General features: G+C 62.9%; 13 protein-coding genes. 7 read left to right on the top strand and 6 right to left on the bottom strand.

The window, feature by feature from the left end; translation table 11 throughout:
• Positions 1-68 precede the first annotated feature (68 nt).
• The 3 genes from gmk to ACP7D4_RS24695 are packed head-to-tail and all read left to right on the top strand — an operon-like array spanning position 69 to position 3,242.
• The gene (gmk, locus tag ACP7D4_RS24705; RefSeq protein ID WP_426211893.1) at positions 69-713 is read left to right on the top strand and encodes a guanylate kinase; all 645 of its coding nucleotides are present in this window, start codon (positions 69-71) and stop codon (positions 711-713) included.
• Positions 714-745: 32 nt separating this feature from the next.
• The gene (rpoZ, locus tag ACP7D4_RS24700) at positions 746-949 is read left to right on the top strand and encodes a DNA-directed RNA polymerase subunit omega (protein WP_295997292.1); all 204 of its coding nucleotides are present in this window, start codon (positions 746-748) and stop codon (positions 947-949) included.
• Between the two features lie 52 nt (positions 950-1,001).
• Positions 1,002-3,242 (top strand): RelA/SpoT family protein, encoded by a 2,241-nt coding sequence (locus ACP7D4_RS24695; protein ID WP_426104614.1) that lies wholly within the window; start codon positions 1,002-1,004, stop codon positions 3,240-3,242.
• 188 nt (positions 3,243-3,430) lie between these two features.
• Here the strand turns inward: ACP7D4_RS24695 and ACP7D4_RS24690 are convergent, their stop codons facing one another.
• The 3 genes from ACP7D4_RS24690 to greB form a co-directional block, all read right to left on the bottom strand.
• Positions 3,431-5,479, bottom strand: a complete 2,049-nt coding sequence (locus ACP7D4_RS24690; protein WP_426211891.1) for a TonB-dependent receptor — start codon at positions 5,477-5,479, stop codon at positions 3,431-3,433.
• Between the two features lie 62 nt (positions 5,480-5,541).
• Positions 5,542-6,891 carry a DUF3422 family protein gene (locus tag ACP7D4_RS24685; protein WP_426211889.1) on the bottom strand — a complete coding sequence of 450 codons (1,350 nt, stop codon included), beginning with the start codon at positions 6,889-6,891 and terminating at the stop codon, positions 5,542-5,544.
• A gap of 27 nt (positions 6,892-6,918) precedes the next feature.
• Positions 6,919-7,485 carry a transcription elongation factor GreB gene (gene greB / locus ACP7D4_RS24680; protein ID WP_426104620.1) on the bottom strand — a complete coding sequence of 189 codons (567 nt, stop codon included), beginning with the start codon at positions 7,483-7,485 and terminating at the stop codon, positions 6,919-6,921.
• Between the two features lie 87 nt (positions 7,486-7,572).
• Between greB and ACP7D4_RS24675 the strand changes: the two genes are divergently transcribed.
• The 4 genes from ACP7D4_RS24675 (at position 7,573) to ACP7D4_RS24660 (ending at position 11,812) form a co-directional block, all read left to right on the top strand.
• Complete coding sequence (locus ACP7D4_RS24675; RefSeq protein ID WP_426211887.1) at positions 7,573-8,169, top strand: hypothetical protein; 597 nt, start codon at positions 7,573-7,575, stop codon at positions 8,167-8,169.
• A gap of 193 nt (positions 8,170-8,362) precedes the next feature.
• Positions 8,363-9,493 carry an ATP-binding protein gene (locus ACP7D4_RS24670; protein ID WP_426211885.1) on the top strand — a complete coding sequence of 377 codons (1,131 nt, stop codon included), beginning with the start codon at positions 8,363-8,365 and terminating at the stop codon, positions 9,491-9,493.
• Positions 9,490-10,137: a response regulator gene (locus ACP7D4_RS24665; protein WP_426211884.1), complete on the top strand. Its 648-nt coding sequence runs from the start codon at positions 9,490-9,492 to the stop codon at positions 10,135-10,137. Before ACP7D4_RS24670 ends, ACP7D4_RS24665 begins: the two co-directional genes overlap by 4 nt.
• A gap of 88 nt (positions 10,138-10,225) precedes the next feature.
• A complete protein-coding gene (locus tag ACP7D4_RS24660) occupies positions 10,226-11,812 on the top strand; it encodes a GGDEF domain-containing protein (RefSeq protein WP_426211882.1) in 1,587 nt (528 codons plus the stop codon).
• 447 nt (positions 11,813-12,259) lie between these two features.
• Here ACP7D4_RS24660 and ACP7D4_RS24655 read toward each other — a convergent pair whose 3' ends face one another.
• The 3 genes from ACP7D4_RS24655 to ACP7D4_RS24645 all read right to left on the bottom strand — a co-directional run bounded on the left by ACP7D4_RS24655 (position 12,260) and on the right by ACP7D4_RS24645 (position 16,479).
• A complete protein-coding gene (locus ACP7D4_RS24655; RefSeq protein WP_426211881.1) occupies positions 12,260-14,521 on the bottom strand; it encodes a TonB-dependent receptor in 2,262 nt (753 codons plus the stop codon).
• Positions 14,522-14,659: 138 nt separating this feature from the next.
• Positions 14,660-15,028 carry a DUF2946 domain-containing protein gene (locus ACP7D4_RS24650; RefSeq protein WP_426104632.1) on the bottom strand — a complete coding sequence of 123 codons (369 nt, stop codon included), beginning with the start codon at positions 15,026-15,028 and terminating at the stop codon, positions 14,660-14,662.
• Positions 15,029-15,081: 53 nt separating this feature from the next.
• Positions 15,082-16,479 (bottom strand): PQQ-dependent sugar dehydrogenase, encoded by a 1,398-nt coding sequence (locus tag ACP7D4_RS24645; RefSeq protein WP_426211879.1) that lies wholly within the window; start codon positions 16,477-16,479, stop codon positions 15,082-15,084.
• Positions 16,480-16,698: the final 219 nt, after the last annotated feature.

Below are 16,698 nucleotides of genomic sequence, written 5' to 3'. Positions count from 1 at the left end.
AAGCTGTCGCGGCAGCATCAGATTTTGGTAGAATGCCCTATCGCATGGGCCTTCGCCAGAAAGAAAATATGCCACTTACCCCCGCCTTCGCCGGCAGCCTGTTCATCGTCGCCGCCCCGTCCGGCGCCGGCAAGTCCACCCTGGTCAACGCCTTGCTGGCGCAGGAACCGGGCATCGGCTTGTCCATTTCCACCACCACGCGCGCCCCGCGTCCTGGGGAAACGGACGGCGTGCAATACCACTTCACCACCGCCGACGACTTTGTCGCGCGCTCAGGCCGCGGCGAATTTCTGGAATGGGCCGAAGTTTTCGGCAACTACTACGGCACTTCGCGCGTCATCATCGAACAGGAAATGACGGCCGGCACCGATATCCTGTTGGAAATCGACTGGCAAGGCGCCCGCCAGGTCAAAAAGCAATTTCCCCAGGCGGTAGGCATCTTTATTTTGCCGCCATCGATTGCCGCTTTGTCCGAGCGCCTGCACAAGCGCGGCCAGGATGAGGAAAACGTGATCGAGCGCCGTCTGCTGGCCGCCGGGGGTGAGATCTCTCACGCTCCGGAGTTCGACTATGTTATTATCAATGAAGAGTTCAACGTCGCCTTGTCGGAGATGAGCGCGATTGTCAGAGCGTCACGCAGCCGGGTTGCCCAACAGGCTGCGCGCAACGCCTCGCTATTTGCCCAACTGGGTATCCATGCGCAACAGCCGTGACGTCTCACACCATTGTTTAATTAGGAGTAAAGATGGCCCGCATTACAATTGAAGATTGCTTGAAAAGTATCCCTAACCGCTTTCAACTGACCCTGGCCGCGACCTATCGCGCTCGTCAGTTGCTGCAGGGTCACACGCCAAAGGTTGACGCAAAAGACAAGCCAACCGTCGTTGCACTGCGCGAAATCGCAGCGGGCAAAGTCGGTATCGAGATGCTCAAAAAGGTCCCGATGTAATTGTTGTAGCCTGTTTCAGAGTGTTCACCCGTAATTCTGGTAGGCTTTAAGTATGAACCTTACTCCGGATACGACACTCCCAGGCACGCCCAAGACCCGCGCATCGCGCGTCGGGTCCAAGCAGGAACCTGTCCCGCCCGCCCCTGTGCCGGGCGTGGCATCGGTTACCTTGCTGTCGGCCAAGCTGGCCGAGTATCTCACTCCCTCCGAACTGAAAAAGGTCAAGGAAGCGTATCGTTTTTCCGACGAGATGCATCTGGGCCAGGTCCGCAAGTCGGGCGAACCGTATATTTCCCATCCCATCGCCGTGGCCGAAATTTGTGCCGACTGGAAGCTTGACGCCCAGGCCATCATGGCCGCGCTGCTGCACGATGTGATGGAAGACCAGGATGTCAAAAAGGATGAGCTCACCGAGCGCTTCGGTTCGCCCGTCGCCACCCTCGTCGACGGCCTGTCCAAGCTGGAAAAAATCGAATTTCAAAGCCTGATCGAAGCGCAGGCCGAAAACTTTCGCAAAATGCTGCTGGCCATGGCGTCGGACGTGCGCGTCATCCTCATCAAGCTGGCCGACCGCCTGCACAATATGCGCACGCTCGACCATATGCCGGCGTCCAAAAAGCGCCGCATTGCTTCCGAGACCATGGAAGTGTATGTGCCCATTGCGCACCGCCTGGGCTTGAACAATATTTACCGTGAGCTGCAAGACCTCGCGTTTTCGCACCTGTATCCGGTGCGCTATCGCACGCTGGCCAAGGCGGTCAAGGCGGCGCGCGGCAACCGGCGCGAAGTGGTCAAGAAAATCCTCGAATCGGTCAAGAACACGCTGCAAGTGGCCGAGCTGCAGGCCGAAGTGTACGGCCGCGAAAAGACCCTGTACGGCATTTACAAGAAAATGCGCAGCAAGCGCCTGTCGTTTTCGCAGGTGCTCGACGTGTACGGCTTTCGGGTCGTGGTCGACAGCTTCGCCAATTGTTACGTTGCGCTGGGCACGCTGCACGGGTTGTACAAGCCGATGCCGGGCAAGTTCAAGGATTACATCGCCATTCGCAAGCTAAATGGCTATCAGTCGCTGCACACCACCCTGATCGGCCCCTACGGCACGCCGGTCGAATTCCAGATCCGTACCCAGGAAATGCACCGCACCGCCGAATCGGGCGTGGCCGCGCACTGGCTGTATAAAAACGGCGACTCCAATCTGTCGGACTTGCAGCAGCGCACCCACGCCTGGCTGCAGTCGCTGCTCGACATCCAGCAGCAGACGGGCGACTCGGCCGAGTTTCTCGAGCACGTCAAGGTCGACCTGTTCCCCGACTCCGTGTACGTGTTCACGCCCAAGTCCAAGATCATTGCCCTGCCGCGCGGCGCCACCGCGCTCGACTTTGCCTACACCATCCACACCGGCATTGGCGACCATACCGTCTCGGTCAAGATCAACCACGAAGCAGCATCGCTGCGCACTGAACTGCGCAACGGCGACATCGTGGAAATCGTCACCGATCCAGGCTCGCGGCCAAGCCCGACCTGGCTGGCCTTTGTCCGCACCGGCAAGGCCCGTTCGGCGATTCGGCATCACCTGCGCACCATTAACCTGAACGAATCGGTGGAACTGGGCCAGGAGCTGCTGTCGCAGGCGCTCACCGCGCTCAGCATCCGTCCGGACCTGCCTGAGAGTACGATTGAAAAGCTGCTCAACGAATCGTCGGCCAAGTCGATGGACGAACTGTACGCGGACATCGGCATCGGCAAGCGCATGGCAGCGCTGGTGGCGCGCCACATTTTTGGGCTGATCGACGACGATCTGGCGGCCATGCCGTCCAGCTTGCACCAGACGCCGGGCGAACTCGATCCCGTGACGATCTACGGCAGCGAAGGCGTCTCGGTACAGCTGGCGCCATGCTGCCTGCCCATTCCCGGCGACCAGGTCACCGGTCAGCTGCGCCGCGACCAGGGGTTGATCGTGCACACGGGCGACTGCAGCAGCGCCAAGCGCGTGCGCAGCAAGGAGCCTGACCGCTGGATTCCCGTCCAGTGGGGCACGGAACTCAATCGGCGCTTCGATTGCCGCATCCGGTTGCTGATCAACAATGAAAAAGGCATTCTGGCGCGCGTGGCGGCCGAGATTGGCGAGTCGGACGCGAACATTTCCTACGTGGGCATGGACGAGGATGAAGAACACGTGATGACGCAGCTGCGCTTTACGATCCAGGTGAAGGACCGGGTGCACCTGGCGCACCTGATCCGCAACCTGCGCGGCGTGACGGGCGTGACGCGCGTCGAGCGCGAGCGGAACTAGACTCGCAACACTGCCCCCCCGTCGTCCTCGCGCACGCGGGGACCCATAGAACCGACGAGTCATGTGCTCCTTGAATCAATTGGTTACTGTAACTAATTAATTTGAAAGGAGCGATGGGCATCCGTTCCATGGGTCCCCGCGTTCGCGAGGACGATGTTGGGAAGAGCCGCTGCTGCGTAGTTGCCCCGCTAAAATGCGGAACTGAGCGTCACCCGAAATGAACGCGATTCCACCGGATGGAAATGTACGCCTTCGCTGGCGAGCGCCTCGCCCCTCAGGCGCGACGCATAAAAATAATCGACCGCCGAATCGCGCCGGTTGCCCAGGTTGAACCCTTCCAGCTCAATTTTCGTGTGCGCGCTGAGGCGGTAGCCGATGCGCCCATTGATGGTCGATGTCGCGTTCGAGCGCACGGTGTTGTCCTCGATGAGCGGTCGCGGCCCGAAATAGCGCCACTGCAGCGCGCCGTACCACGGCCCCACATGGTCGAGCGCCAGCGCCAGCGACGCCACGCCCTCCACCGCGCCCGGAATGTGCTCGCCCGCAAGGTCGCGATCGGCAAAGCGCGCCCGCGCAAAAGACACGTCCGCGTCCACCGTCACGTACTTGTTCGGCTTGTAGTAATTGGAGAATTCAAAGCCGGTGCGCCGGCTCGGCCGCCCCGCGTCGGTGGTGCCCGCGTCACCCACGAACACCAGCTCGGAATCGAAGTCCAGCCGGTACAGCGACAGCGAACTTTGCAGCCCTTTGACAAACTCGCTGCGCACGCCCAGCTCCATGCCGACCGCCTTCACCAGCGGCGTCACGCGCTCAACCGCGGCGCCGCTTTTCGGGTCGATCGCGATGGTGGTGCCGCGCGCGTCGTTGCTGTGAAAGCCATTGCCCGCATTCACATACAACTCGGTCCTGGCCCACGGCCCGAAGATCAGGCTGAGCACAGGGCTGGCGCGCGTCGCGCTGCTGCGCCCGGAATTGGCCGCCAGGTCGCTCTCGACGTCAAAACGGTAGTGGTCCAGGCGCACGCCGGCCACCGAGCGCAGCTTCGGCGTCCAGCGCGTCGTTAGCTCGCCAAACAGCGCGCCGCTGGTCTCGACGATATGGTCTTCGCGCGTGGTGGCGCGGCGCGTGCGGGCAGTGGTGTCGTACAAGCCGTTATGGATATTGTCGTTCTGGAGCTGGATGCCGACCCGGTAATTGTCCCAGCGGTGCTCGGCATTGAACGCGGCGGTCACGCGCCGGTCCGGCTGGCTGAACTGGTCGCCGTTGATCGGGTCATCCAAAAAATACGTGAAATTCGAAAACAGGTCGAGCCGGTTGGAGATCAGGTATGCGTTGACCTTGGTCGCGCCGGCATCCGAATCGGCGCGCCAGTTGCCAGAGAGGCTGTAGCGCTGCGAGGCGCCGCCATCGGTGCCGTCGACCGCGTCGAAGCGCCCCAGCCTGCCATCGTCCACGGCCCGTGCGGGAATCTGGTCGGTCGCCTGCCAGCGCGCCTTGTACGCCATGGCCGTCACGTTAAAGCCGTTGGCGGCGCTGCCTTCGCTGTAGCGCAATACGCCGTTGACCTTGTTGAAGTCGTCCCCGCGCGTAAACGGGCCATCGTTGTGGAACACTTCCAGCGCGTACAGCAGGTTGCCCTTGCCAACGGCCGGCGAGTGCGCCAGCAGCGCGCGCCGAAAGCCGTTCTGCCCCAGGCCCAGGGTGGCAATGCCATGGTCGAGCACTTCAGCGTAGCGCACCGCCAGCGCGCCGGCGGCGGCAAAGTCGCCCTCGTCGGCGTGGTACGGTCCCTTGCGGTAATCCAGCCGGTCGGTCAGTTCGGGAATCAGGAAATTGAGGTCGCTCCAGCCTTGGCCGTGGGCGTGGCTGCGCTGGTTGACCAGCATGCCGTCCACGGTGGTGCGCAAGTCGGTGCCGTGATCGAGGTTAAACCCGCGCAGATAAAACTGGTTGGCCTTGCCTTCGCCGCTATGCTGGCTGACGATCAGGCCGGGCACCGCTTCCAGCAGTTCGGCCGGCCGGTAGACGGTGCGCGCCTCGAGCTGCGCCTGCGTCACCACGCCGCTGTTGGCCGAATCGGCCACCCCGATCTGGCTGGTGCGCGAGGCGGTGATGACCACCCGGCCGGTACCGGCGTCGGGGTCGCCTTCGGCCGCCCCGGCGCGCGTAGCGCACAGCAGCAAGACAGCGGCAAAAACAGCGGTAAAAGCAGGGTCGCAGCGCAGGTTTGGCGTCATGGAGCGAATAGTGGTCAGTGGGGCAGCAAGGATTATTGCCCCCATGACCAGTTATTCGCAAGCTAAGCGCGTTTGGATTCAACCGCGTGGCTGCTCACCTTGTGGTGCATGCGCCGCAGCCCCAGCCAGACGGCCATCACCAGCACCGGAATCATGATGCCGGTAACCACATCCGGATTGACCGGCACGCCGGCCGCCTTGAGCGCCTTGCCCGCGTAGCTGACCAGGCCAATCGAATAATACGAAATGGCCACCACCGACAAGCCCTCGACCGCCTGCTGCAAGCGCAGCTGCTGGGCGGCGCGGGTATTGAGCGACTCCAGGATGCGCCGGTTCTGCTGCTCCTGCACGATGCCCACGCGCGTGCGCAGCAAGTCGTTGGTGCGCCCGATGCGCTCGGCCAGCGCCTCCTGGCGCCGCACCATCGACTCGCAGGTGTTCATCGCCGGGGCCAGGCGCCGGTCCATGAATTCGCGGATCGTCGGCACCCCGGGAATGCGCGTCTCGCGCAGCTCGTCGATGCGCGCCTGCACCAGCCGGTAATACGCTTTGGAGGCGGCGAAGCGATAGCTGTTTTCCATCGCCAACTTTTCCATGCGCGCCGCCAGCGCCGTGATCTTTTGCAGCAGGTGGCTCTCGTCATCCTCGCCGTGCGCAGCGTTGGGCGCGTCCACCCGGTCCGACATGTCCAGCGACAGGCGCGCCAGCTCGGTTTCAATGCCGTTCAAGACGGGCGCGGCCTGCTGCGCGCGCGGCAGGCCAAGCAGCGCCATCATGCGATAGGTTTCCACTTCCAGCACCCGCTGCACCAGCCGCCCCGCCTGCTGGTACTGCATGCCCGTGTCCTGCACCACCACGCGCCCAAAGCCGTCCGGCGCGATTGCAAAATCGGTCCACACCTTGGCGAAATTCTGGCTCTCGCTGCCCACCAGCAAGTTGCCGCCGAACTGCTGGCGCATCTCGGTCAGCGTGGCGCTCATGTGCTGCATGACCACATGGGTGGCCGCCATCAAGGTGCCGTCGAGCGAGTGCAGCCATTTTTCGGGCACATGGCGCAGCGCCACCTGGTCGAACAAGTGCTCGATGGCGGCGGCGCGCTCGCGCTGCTCGGCAAAGGTATAGGTGGCAAACTCGGTGTGCGACTCCCACTGCAGCCGGAACGGGCCAAAATCGTGGAAAAAATACTTGGCGTCGCGATGCGGGCTGGCCACGCCAAAATACTGGCACAGGGCAGCGAGCAGCTCGTGCTGAAAAGTGCCGTGGTCCGCGTCCACGCCCCGGTCCTCGCGGCTGTAGACGGCCAGGTGGGTCAGTGTTTCAGGGCCCATCAGGCGCAGCGAAGGGCGCGAATGCACCTCCGCGGCCAGGGGAATGCGCAAACGGTGATTCAGGCTGCTGTGGGCAATGGACATCGGGCGACTCGCTAGCTATGGGAATTCTTATTCTTCGGGGGGCGCCGGGTACGTCACGCTGAGCACTTCGAGCTCTTCGGGCCCGAGCGGCGTTTGCAGCGTGACCAGGTCGCCTTCCCTGGCTTTGGTCAGCGCACGCGCCACCGGCGACACCCAGCTGATCTTGCCCTTGAGCGGATCGAGCTCGTCGATGCCGACGATGGTCACGGCATGCTCGTCGCCCACCGCATTGCGGTAGGTGACGGTCGCGCCGAAGAAAATCTGATCCGTGCCATGGTGCACAGTCGGATCGACCACGGCGGCCGCATCCATGCGCTTGGTCAGGAAGCGGATGCGCCCGTCGATCTGGCGCAGGCGGCGCTTGCCGTAAATGTAGTCGCCGTTTTCGGAGCGGTCGCCGTTGGACGCGGCCCAGTGCACGACCTTGACGATCTCGGGGCGCTCCACGTCGATCAGGTGCAGCAGCTCGTCCTTGATGCGCTGGTAGCCGGCCGGCGTGATGTAGTTTTTCGCGCCGGCGGGAATGGCTTGCGCCAGCGCGAGCGCTTCCTCGTCTTCGTCGCCGTCCGCTTCTTTGACAAATGCTTTGTTCATGCGCCTTATTGTAACGACGCACGGGCATCCTGTCCGGGTGATACCGAAATGCCCCATATTGATGTTTTCACGTATCATGTTTTTAGAATGAAACGACCCTACCGCCTGCGCAAGCTGATCTTCGCGCCGCTGATTTACCTGGCGGCGCTGGTGCTGTTGATCGAGGAATGGTTCTGGGACATGGGCACGCGCCTGTTTCGCTTAATTGCCGCCTGGCCGCCGGTCGCCTCGCTCGAAGAGCGGATCCGCGCGCTGCGTCCCTATCCAGCGCTATGTCTGTTTGCACTGCCGGCGCTGCTGCTGTTTCCGATCAAGATACTGGCGCTGGTGGCCATTGCCAGCGGCCATGCGGTGGGCGGCGTGTGCGCGATCATCGTCGCCAAGCTGGGCGGCGCCGCCGCGGTGGCGCGGCTGTATGTGCTGACCCGTCCCAAGCTGCTCACGCTGGCGTGGTTCGCGCGCTGGCACGACGCGTTCATTGTCCTCAAGGACCGCTGGATCGGGCGTTTAAAGGACACCATTGCGTTTCGGCGCACCAGCATGGCGCTGGCCCGGATGCGCCGCCTGTGCCGCGAGCTGATGGCGCGCATCCGCTTGAAAATGAAGCGTGGGCGGCACCGCAGCCACCCGTCGCGCGTGCTGCGGCGCCTGATGGCGATGTGGCGCGCCAAACGCGGCCCGTAGGGCGCAAAAGCGCAGCGCAGTGCGCCCTGTTCCGCGTCGCGTTGACGCATGCATTGGCGCAATGCGCTGCGCTTTTGCGCCCTACGTGTGGCCCGCTTGCGCAATTTTCCCGCGATTTTCCCGCGACAGCGCCGCGCTTGATGGCGACGTGGATGCGCTCCCGGCTCGCGCGTTTTTCCCGTATGATTCCACGATGAATCCCGCGCCTCCCAATATCGCCGACCTGATGCAGGCCTTCGTCAGCAATACGCCGGGACTGGTGTATCAGTTCATCCTGCATGCCGACGGCAATGTCGAGTTTCCCTACCTGAGCGAAGGCTGCGCGGCCCTGCTGGGCCTGCCCGCGTCGGCATTGCAGGCCGCGCCCGGGCGCTTTCTGGAACTGATCGTGCCTGACGATCGCCGCGGCTATCTCGACGCCATGCACGCTTCGGCCACGGCGCTGTCCGGCTGGAACTGGGAAGGACGCATCTGGATCGACGAATACCAGGACCAGAAGTGGATCAACCTGCGCTCGACCCCGCGCATCCTGCCGCAACCGCCCGGCAGCGTGCACTGGGAAGGCATCATGACCAACATCACCTCCAGCAAGCTCGAGCAGCTCGAAGTGACGCGCTCGCGCGCCCGCCTGGCCGAACTGACCGCACACATCGAACAGGTGAAGGAACAGGAACGTACCCGCATCGCCCGCGAAATCCACGATGACCTGGGCGGCAACCTGACCGCCATCAAAATGGCGCTGATGATGCTGACCCAGCGCCTGCCCGCCGACCCGCAGTTGATCGAGCGCGCCGAATATGTCGACGCGCTGGTGGACCGCAGCATCGAGGCGGTGCACCGCATCTCGCTCGACCTGCGCCCGTCGATGCTCGACTTTGGCCTGGTCGCCGCGCTCGAGTGGCAAAGCCGCGAATTCGAAAAGCAGAACGGCATCTCGTGCGCGTTCAGCTCCAGCGAAAAGGAAATTGACCTCTCGCTCGACCACGCTACCGCGCTGTTTCGAATTTTCCAGGAAGCGCTGACCAATATCGCCAAGCACGCCAAAGCGAGCCAGGTAGTGGTGCGCCTGCAGCGCATGCGCCACCAGGTCTCGCTCACGATCGCCGACAATGGCGTGGGCATCGGCCAGGCCGACCGCATCAAGCCGGGTTCGTTCGGCCTGCGCGGCATGAACGAGCGCGCCCGGGCGCTGGGCGGGACGATGACGCTGGCCGCCGTCCCCGGCGGCGGCTCGGTGGTGACCATCAAAGTCAAGCTGACTTCGCCAAGACCGGTGATAATGGATCCCCCCTATGATCACACTGCGAGCAAAACGCAACAATGACTGACAAAGCGACCATCCGCGTCTTCATCGCCGACGACCACGCCATCGTGCGCGAGGGCCTCAAGCAAATTCTGGCCGAGTCGCCCGACATCATCCTGGCCGGCGAAGCGGAAAACGGCGTGGACGCCATCAAGCTGTTTCGCAAATCCAAATGCCATGTGATGCTGCTCGACATTTCCATGCCCGACCGCAGCGGCATCGACGTGCTCAAGCAAGTGAAAAAAGAAAACCCGGAAATCGCCGTGCTGATGCTCTCGATGCACCGCGAAGACCAGTACGCGATCCGCTCGCTCAAGGCGGGCGCCTCCGGCTACCTGACCAAGCAGAGCGCCCCCAAGGAACTGGTGACGGCCATCCGCCAGGTTGCCACTGGCCAAAAATACGTCAGCGCGGCACTGGCCCAGGAACTGGCCAATTCGATTGGGGACGACCATGAAACGGCGCTGCACGACACGCTGTCGGACCGCGAATACCAGACGCTGACGATGATCGCTTCCGGCAAGACCGTGAGCGCCATTGCCGAGGAACTGTCGCTGTCGGTCAAGACCATCAGCGAATACCGCGCCCGTCTCCTGGTCAAGATGAAACTCAAAAATAGCGCGGAGCTGACCCACTACGCGATCAAGAACCAGCTGATCGAATGAACCGGCGCGCCCTCGCCCGCGATCTAAATTATGCAGCAAGCATATCGTTGCTGATATACACTAATCGATCCTGACCAAGGCTCGTACCATGTCTACCATCAAACCGCCAGCGCCCCCGCCGGCCGAGAACCCCGCCGAGATCGCGCGCGAAGCCTTCCGCCGCCTTGCCACGCGCCGCCTGGCGCCGACGCCGCACAACTACACGATCATCTACAACGAAATTGCCGGCATTGTCGAGCCGCCGCCCGCCGCTGCGCCGCAGGCCGAACTTGACCCGGCCGTGGGCGACATGCTGGCCGCCTTTGCCACCAAGCTGCACGACAGCCCCGGCGAGCTGCACGAATATGGCCGCCGCTTCCAGCGCGCCGCCCGGGCGCGCGACTGGGACAGTTATTCGCGCGCGCTCGGTCAACTGGTGGACAAGCATTTCCGTAAAGCCAACTCGATCGAACTGGTGGGCGCTGCCGAGTCGCCCGAGTGTAAGCACATTCGCGACATGCTGGCGCGCACGCTCTCGTTTGCCGTTGCCGCACTGCTCGACGGCTCGCCGGCGCTGGTGGCCGAGGCCGAGTCGCTTGGCGCTGCCGTCAAGACCGCCACTAACGACGATGCGCTGGCCGAGACTGCCGTGCGTCTCAAGCAGCTGTGCTACCAGATCGAGATCAAGAATGGCGACGCGGCCGAACAGCAGGATTTGCTGATGCGCCTGTTCAAGCTGTTGCTGGAAAACGTGTGGAAACTGCTCGACGACGACAGCTGGATCCGCGGCCAGATCGAGGCCGTGCAAAACCTGATCGCCGGCCCGATCAACGCGCGCACGCTGGAAGACGCCACGCGCAGCCTGAAGGAAGTCATTTACAAGCAGGGCCAGCTCAAGCACAGCCTGTCGGATGTCAAAGGCACGGTCAAGAACATGATGATGACCTTCATCGACCGCTTGAGTTCGGTGGCGACCTCGACCGGTGACTTCCATGAAAAGATCGGCGGTTTCTCTGAACAGATCAGCCGCGCGGACAATATTGTGGACCTGAACAAGATTCTCGACGAAGTGCTGCGCGAAACGCGCGCCATCCAGACCGAGGCGCTGCAGTCGCGCGACCGCATGATCCTGGCGCGCCAGGAAGTGCAGGAAGCCGAGCAGCGCATTCACTCCCTGGAGGCAAAGCTGCAGCATATGAGCGAGCTGGTGCGTGAAGACCAGTTGACGGGCAGCCTGAACCGGCGCGGCCTGGACGACGTGTTCGAGCGCGAGACGGCCCGCTCGGACCGGCGCGGCACGCCTTTGTGCGTTGCCCTGCTGGACCTGGATGACTTCAAGCGCCTGAACGACACCTATGGCCACCAGGCCGGCGACAGCGCGCTCAAGCACCTGGTCAAGATCGTCAAGGAAACGCTGCGCTCGATGGATGTGATTGCACGTTTCGGCGGCGAGGAATTCTTGATTTTGCTGCCAGAAACCACGGTGGAGGCGGCGGCGCAGACGATGACGCGGCTGCAGCGGGAGCTGACCAAGCATTTTTTCCTGCATGAGAATGAGAAGGTGCTGATCACGTTCTCGGCCGGCGTGGCGCTGCGCCAGCCGAACGAGGAGCAGTCGGCTTTGGTCAAGCGCGCCGACCTGGCCATGTATGAAGCGAAAAAGTCGGGCAAGAACCGGGTGGTGGTGGCGCCGTAGCCGCGCCGCATCAAGCCGCGAGTCGTCGTACCGCCGCGTTCGAGGCTGTTGCAGAAGGGGTGATGGTGCAGCAGCACTACATCGTCCTCGCGAAACGCGGGGACCCATAGAACCGACGAGTCCAGTTTTCCCGGGGGCGAGCCGGTCACTGTAAGCTATTGAGCTGAATAGAAGTATTGGCATCCGTTCTATGGGTCCCCGCGTACGAGGTCGTAGCAGAAGGAGCAGCAGTGCCGCAGAGTTACATCGTCCTCGCGAAACGCGGGGACCCATAGAACTGACGAGTCATGTTTCCCTTGAATCGCGCTGCTTGCTGTAACGAATTGATTCGAATCGAACTATTGGCATCCGTTCTATAGGTCCCCGCGTTTGCGAGGACGACGTGACTTTGGTTTTCGAGTTCCCAAAAGTCGCGATTTTTTTGGTTCGCGAGGATGATGTTTCACGCTACCAGTCGTACTTCAACTCCCCAACAAAGGTGCGCTTCGGATACGGGTGAAACGCCCAATACGTATAGTTATTCAGATTATCCACCCCCAGCGCCGCACTCCACTGCTTGTCCAGCCGCGCCCTGATCCGCGCATCGACCACGAAAAACTTGCTGAACCCTTGAAACGCAAACCCATTCGTATCGCTGTTATCAAGCTGCCCATATTGCCGTCCGCTATACCGCGCCGCCACACTGTACGACACGCGCTCGCCCTGCCGGTAGCTGGCCACGGCACTGGCGCGCCACTGCGGCACGCGCGGCTGGCGCTTGCCCACGCTGGCGGCAAACCCGCCATTGGCCGCAATCACCGAATCGGTCCACGTCAGACTGCCGTTCAACGCCAGCCCCGCAATCCATATACCGTCGCGCTGCCACGCCAGCTCCACCCCCCGGGTATGGATCGCGTCGACATTTTGCACGGTCGACACGCTCGCCGTCAGCGCCTGCGCGTACAAGGCATCGCGCGTGCGCTCGACAAACAGCGTGGCGCGCAGCGTGCCTTTGTCGGTCGCTTGCTCGGCGCTCAGTTCACCCGTCCACGATCGCTCCGGCCGCAAGGCCGGATCGGTATTGACAATCGCGTCGCCCACGATCGCCCCCTGGTACAGTTCGCCCACGGTGGGCATGCGCAGCGCGCGCCCGGCGGACGCCTTGAGCGTCCACTGCGGCGCCAGCCGGTACGCCAGCGCCGCCTTCGGTGAAACGTGCTGCTCGCGCCGCTCCACGCCGAACGGGACAATCACGCTGGCGTTACCCAGTTCGCCACCGTAGGCGCGCCAGCGCTCGTAGCGTGCGCCCAGCGTCGTCTTCCAGTAGTCCGAGATGGTCCAGGTCTGCTGCGCGAACAGGCTCTTCAACGCCGTATTCCCGTTCGACGCGGACAGGCGCGCGCCCGCCGCGCCGAGCGCCCAGTCGTCCGTGCCGCTCACCAGCGAACGCAAGTGATAGTCGTCCTGCTGGTAGCCGAATTCGATCACCTGCCCCGCCGGGCGCCACACGCCGCGCAAGTTCAGGGTGCGCCATCCGGTGCCGTTCAGGTCGGTTATGCGCCCCGCTGCGCCGGGAAACGAAGCCGTTGGCGCGCGCAGCACGTCCTTGCGGTAGTCGTACAGTCCCGCCGCCGCTTCCCAGTCGAACAGGCCGCGCGTGGTGGTCTTGAGCGAGACGCCTTGCATCCGGTGCTCCATCACATTCACGCTGGGCGCGAACGCGGCGCTCGGCGCGTTCAGGCGGTACTGCCGGGCGTCGATCACCACGTTGCCGGCATACACTGGTTGACCAGCCGCATCGCGCAGATAACTCTGGACGGCGCCGTCGGCATCGTTCTTCCACAGGCCAAAGGTGTAGCTGGCACGCAAAGTCGGGCTCAGGTCGTACGCGAGCTTGAGCTTGGCGTGGTCTTGCACCGTGTGGTAGCTGGTGGTGGTGCCCAGCAGCCACCACGGTTGCCCTTTTGGATTGTTGCCGGCGATGGCGCCGCGTACGACCGGCGTTGCGGGCGTGGGCGCGGCGCCCTCGGCCAGCGTGCGGGTGGCAAACGACAGCGGCTGGCCGTTGCTGTCGAGCCGGTTGGCGTTGATCCACCAGGCCAGCTTGCCGTTCTTGTTGCCGATCGATGCACTGGCCTGCTTGCCCGCCACCCGCTCGCCACTGCCGTACAGATCGAATTTCTGGGTTGCGTAGCCCAGCTTGGCGTGCATTTCCAGGTGGGTGGGCAAGCGCGTGACATAGTCGACCACGGCGCCCACCGAGTTGCCCGCGTAAGCGGCCGAAAACGGTCCGTACAGCACATCGACGCGTTCAATTTCCTCGGGCGTGACCAAGCCCCAGCGCGGCGTGAAACCGGCGCCATTGCCCAAATAGTTCGACAGCAGGATGCCGTCCGCGTAGACCATGGAACGGGCGCTGTTGCCGCTGCCCGAGGCGCGGGTCGACAGCACGGCGTGGTTGTAGTCGCCGATAAAACGTTTGCGCACCAGCAGGCTGGGCAGGTACTTGAGCGCGTCTTCGCTGTCGGTGGCGTTGATGGTCGCTTCGATCCGGCGCGCGCTAATGCCTTCCATGGTGGTGGGAATCTGGGCCGGCAGCGAAGTGGGCCGTCCGCCGCTGATGACGACGGTGTCCGGTACGCGCGGTGCGCCGACAATGTGCTGCGCCAGCGCGACAGGCGCGCAGGCCGCCAGCAGGGCTGCGCCCATGCTTGGGTAGTGATGGTTCATGTGTTTTTTCCAGCCTTGGGTCAAGACGAATGTCGGAAGGACGGCGCCAGCGCATCGCCCGCCGACAGGGTCGACAGGGTCGACAAGGCAGACGCAGCTTTAGCGCCGCGACGCGCTTGCGCGCATCAGCGTCGGTACTCAGGCGTGGACTGGGGGAGCGCGCGATTGCGCGAGCGTCCAGATGGCCAATGGGCTTGGCGACTGGAAAAACAGGGAAGGATGGGTGTCGCGCCCTTTCAGCAGCGGCATGCTTGAGGCAGTGCCCGGCAGCAAGGCGATGGCTGGTGCGTGGGTGGCGCAGAACGGGCAGTGTTCCAGGTGGACCGATACCTGCTGGGCATCGGCGCCGTCTGCCTTGACCATCTTGACGCCCGCTGCGCTGCAGATCTCGGTCCAGGTATCACCACGCGACGCGGCCATGGCTTGCGCCGCCGACGGCGCCAGCGCCGCAAACAGCATCGCGAAACAGGCGATCCATGCGGCAAAGCGTCGAGTGATTGTGTTCATGACCATAAGGCAAATTATACCAGTGCCCGCGCTTGCCTTCGCCCCCCCTTTGCCTACTTCTTCGCCGCCGGCGGCGCCTTGTACGTCACCCGGTAAATGCGGCCCCGGTGATCATCCGACACCAGCATCGAACCGTCCGCCAGGAAAGCGATGTCGACGGGACGGCCGACCACTTCACCATTCTGGATGAAGCCATCGATGAACACGGTGTCGCTCACCATCTTGTTTTCATGCAAGGTGACCAGCGCCACGCGGTAGCCGCTCTTTTGCGCGCGGTTCCACGAGCCGTGTTCGGCCACGAACAGCTGGTTCTTGTACTGCGCCGGAAACTGGCTCCCCGTGTTGAATGCCAGGCCAAGCGCGGCCACGTGCGGCCCCAGCTTGGCGACGGGCTCTTCAAACTCCGCGCACTTGCGCCCCGCCGCAAATTCGGGATCCGGCACCACGCCGCCTGCGCAATACGGAAAGCCGAAATGCATGCCCGCCTTGGGCGCGACGTGCAGCTTGTCGGACGGCAGATTGTCGCCCAGCATGTCGCGCCCATTGTCGGTGAACCACAATTGCCCCGTCGTGGGGTGGAACGCGAACCCGACCGTGTTGCGGATGCCGCGCGCGTATTCTTCCAGGCTTGATCCGTCCGGATTCATCCGGTGGATCTTCGAGTATGGCTCGTTTTCCTTGTTGCACACATTGCACGGCGCGCCGACGGGTATGTAGAGCTTGCCGTCAGGCCCGGCCTTGATGACTTTTCCGCCGTGCCACTTGTCACTCGGTAGCGAAACCTTGAGCACATTGACCTTCGGGCTTTTATCATAGGTGCTGTCAATATTGTCAAAGCGAATCACGCGCGACACTTCCCCCACGTACAGCGCACCGTTCAGCCAAGCCACGCCAATCGGTGTATCGAGCCCTTCGGCGACGGTGACGACCTTGTCGATCACGTTGTCGCGTTTGCTGCTGACCAGCGCGACAACTTTGCCGGCAGCGCCAGAGCCCACATACACAATGCCGGAAGGCGAAACAGCCATGCTGCGCGCGGCGTTCACCTTGTCGGCAAAGACCGTCATGCTGAAACCAGGCGGCAACGTGAAGTTGGCAAGTTCCGGGTACGACGCCGCCGCCGCTGGCGCGGCACTGACGGGCGTGAGCAAATAATCGGCAATCGATGCCAAGTCCGCCGGCGCCAGTATTGCCTTAAAGGAGGGCATGCCGGCCGTGAGCGAACCGGCGGCGATGAAACCGGCCAGCGCCGCCTTGTTCGGCTTGACCTTGACCCAGGTGGCGTCAGCCAGGTTGGGGCCGATGGCGCCTTCGCGCTGGGCGCCGTGGCAGGCTGCGCAGTTTTGCTGGTACAGCGCGGCGCCGCTTGCCGCGTGCGCGAGCGGCGCTGCACAGGCCGCAGCGATGGATAAGGCGAGCAGCAATTTTTTCATTGGGTGTGTCGTTTGCATGTCAATAAGTCAGTATCACCAGGGAAACCGCCTGGCGCGGCAGCTGCATTGTGATGATCGTACTGCCATTTCGCACTTTCAGTTTTTTTGGCGTACCTAATGTAGTGCGTCAAACAGATTGAAGCTTATTAAGTTTGGCACGAGCGCGCGTGACTTTGGCAAGAATGTCGGTCGCTTTCGCGGTCCATATATACGGTTTCGGTGCCATATTATGTTTTG

It is taken from the genome of Massilia sp. TWP1-3-3, assembly GCF_049897805.1.
In the GTDB taxonomy this organism is placed as follows: domain Bacteria; phylum Pseudomonadota; class Gammaproteobacteria; order Burkholderiales; family Burkholderiaceae_D; genus Telluria_A.
This window is presented reverse-complemented; position numbering and strand designations above follow the sequence as displayed.

Excerpts from the sequence above, each read along its gene's own strand:
- gmk (WP_426211893.1), top strand. The coding sequence starts at position 69 with ATGCCACTTACCCCCGCCTTCGCCGGCAGCCTGTTCATCGTCGCCGCC.
- rpoZ (WP_295997292.1), top strand. The coding sequence starts at position 746 with ATGGCCCGCATTACAATTGAAGATTGCTTGAAAAGTATCCCTAACCGC.
- ACP7D4_RS24695 (WP_426104614.1), top strand. The coding sequence starts at position 1,002 with ATGAACCTTACTCCGGATACGACACTCCCAGGCACGCCCAAGACCCGC.
- ACP7D4_RS24690 (WP_426211891.1), bottom strand. The coding sequence starts at position 5,479 with ATGACGCCAAACCTGCGCTGCGACCCTGCTTTTACCGCTGTTTTTGCC.
- ACP7D4_RS24685 (WP_426211889.1), bottom strand. The coding sequence starts at position 6,891 with ATGTCCATTGCCCACAGCAGCCTGAATCACCGTTTGCGCATTCCCCTG.
- greB (WP_426104620.1), bottom strand. The coding sequence starts at position 7,485 with ATGAACAAAGCATTTGTCAAAGAAGCGGACGGCGACGAAGACGAGGAA.
- ACP7D4_RS24675 (WP_426211887.1), top strand. The coding sequence starts at position 7,573 with ATGAAACGACCCTACCGCCTGCGCAAGCTGATCTTCGCGCCGCTGATT.
- ACP7D4_RS24670 (WP_426211885.1), top strand. The coding sequence starts at position 8,363 with ATGAATCCCGCGCCTCCCAATATCGCCGACCTGATGCAGGCCTTCGTC.
- ACP7D4_RS24665 (WP_426211884.1), top strand. The coding sequence starts at position 9,490 with ATGACTGACAAAGCGACCATCCGCGTCTTCATCGCCGACGACCACGCC.
- ACP7D4_RS24660 (WP_426211882.1), top strand. The coding sequence starts at position 10,226 with ATGTCTACCATCAAACCGCCAGCGCCCCCGCCGGCCGAGAACCCCGCC.
- ACP7D4_RS24655 (WP_426211881.1), bottom strand. The coding sequence starts at position 14,521 with ATGAACCATCACTACCCAAGCATGGGCGCAGCCCTGCTGGCGGCCTGC.
- ACP7D4_RS24650 (WP_426104632.1), bottom strand. The coding sequence starts at position 15,028 with ATGAACACAATCACTCGACGCTTTGCCGCATGGATCGCCTGTTTCGCG.
- ACP7D4_RS24645 (WP_426211879.1), bottom strand. The coding sequence starts at position 16,479 with ATGCAAACGACACACCCAATGAAAAAATTGCTGCTCGCCTTATCCATC.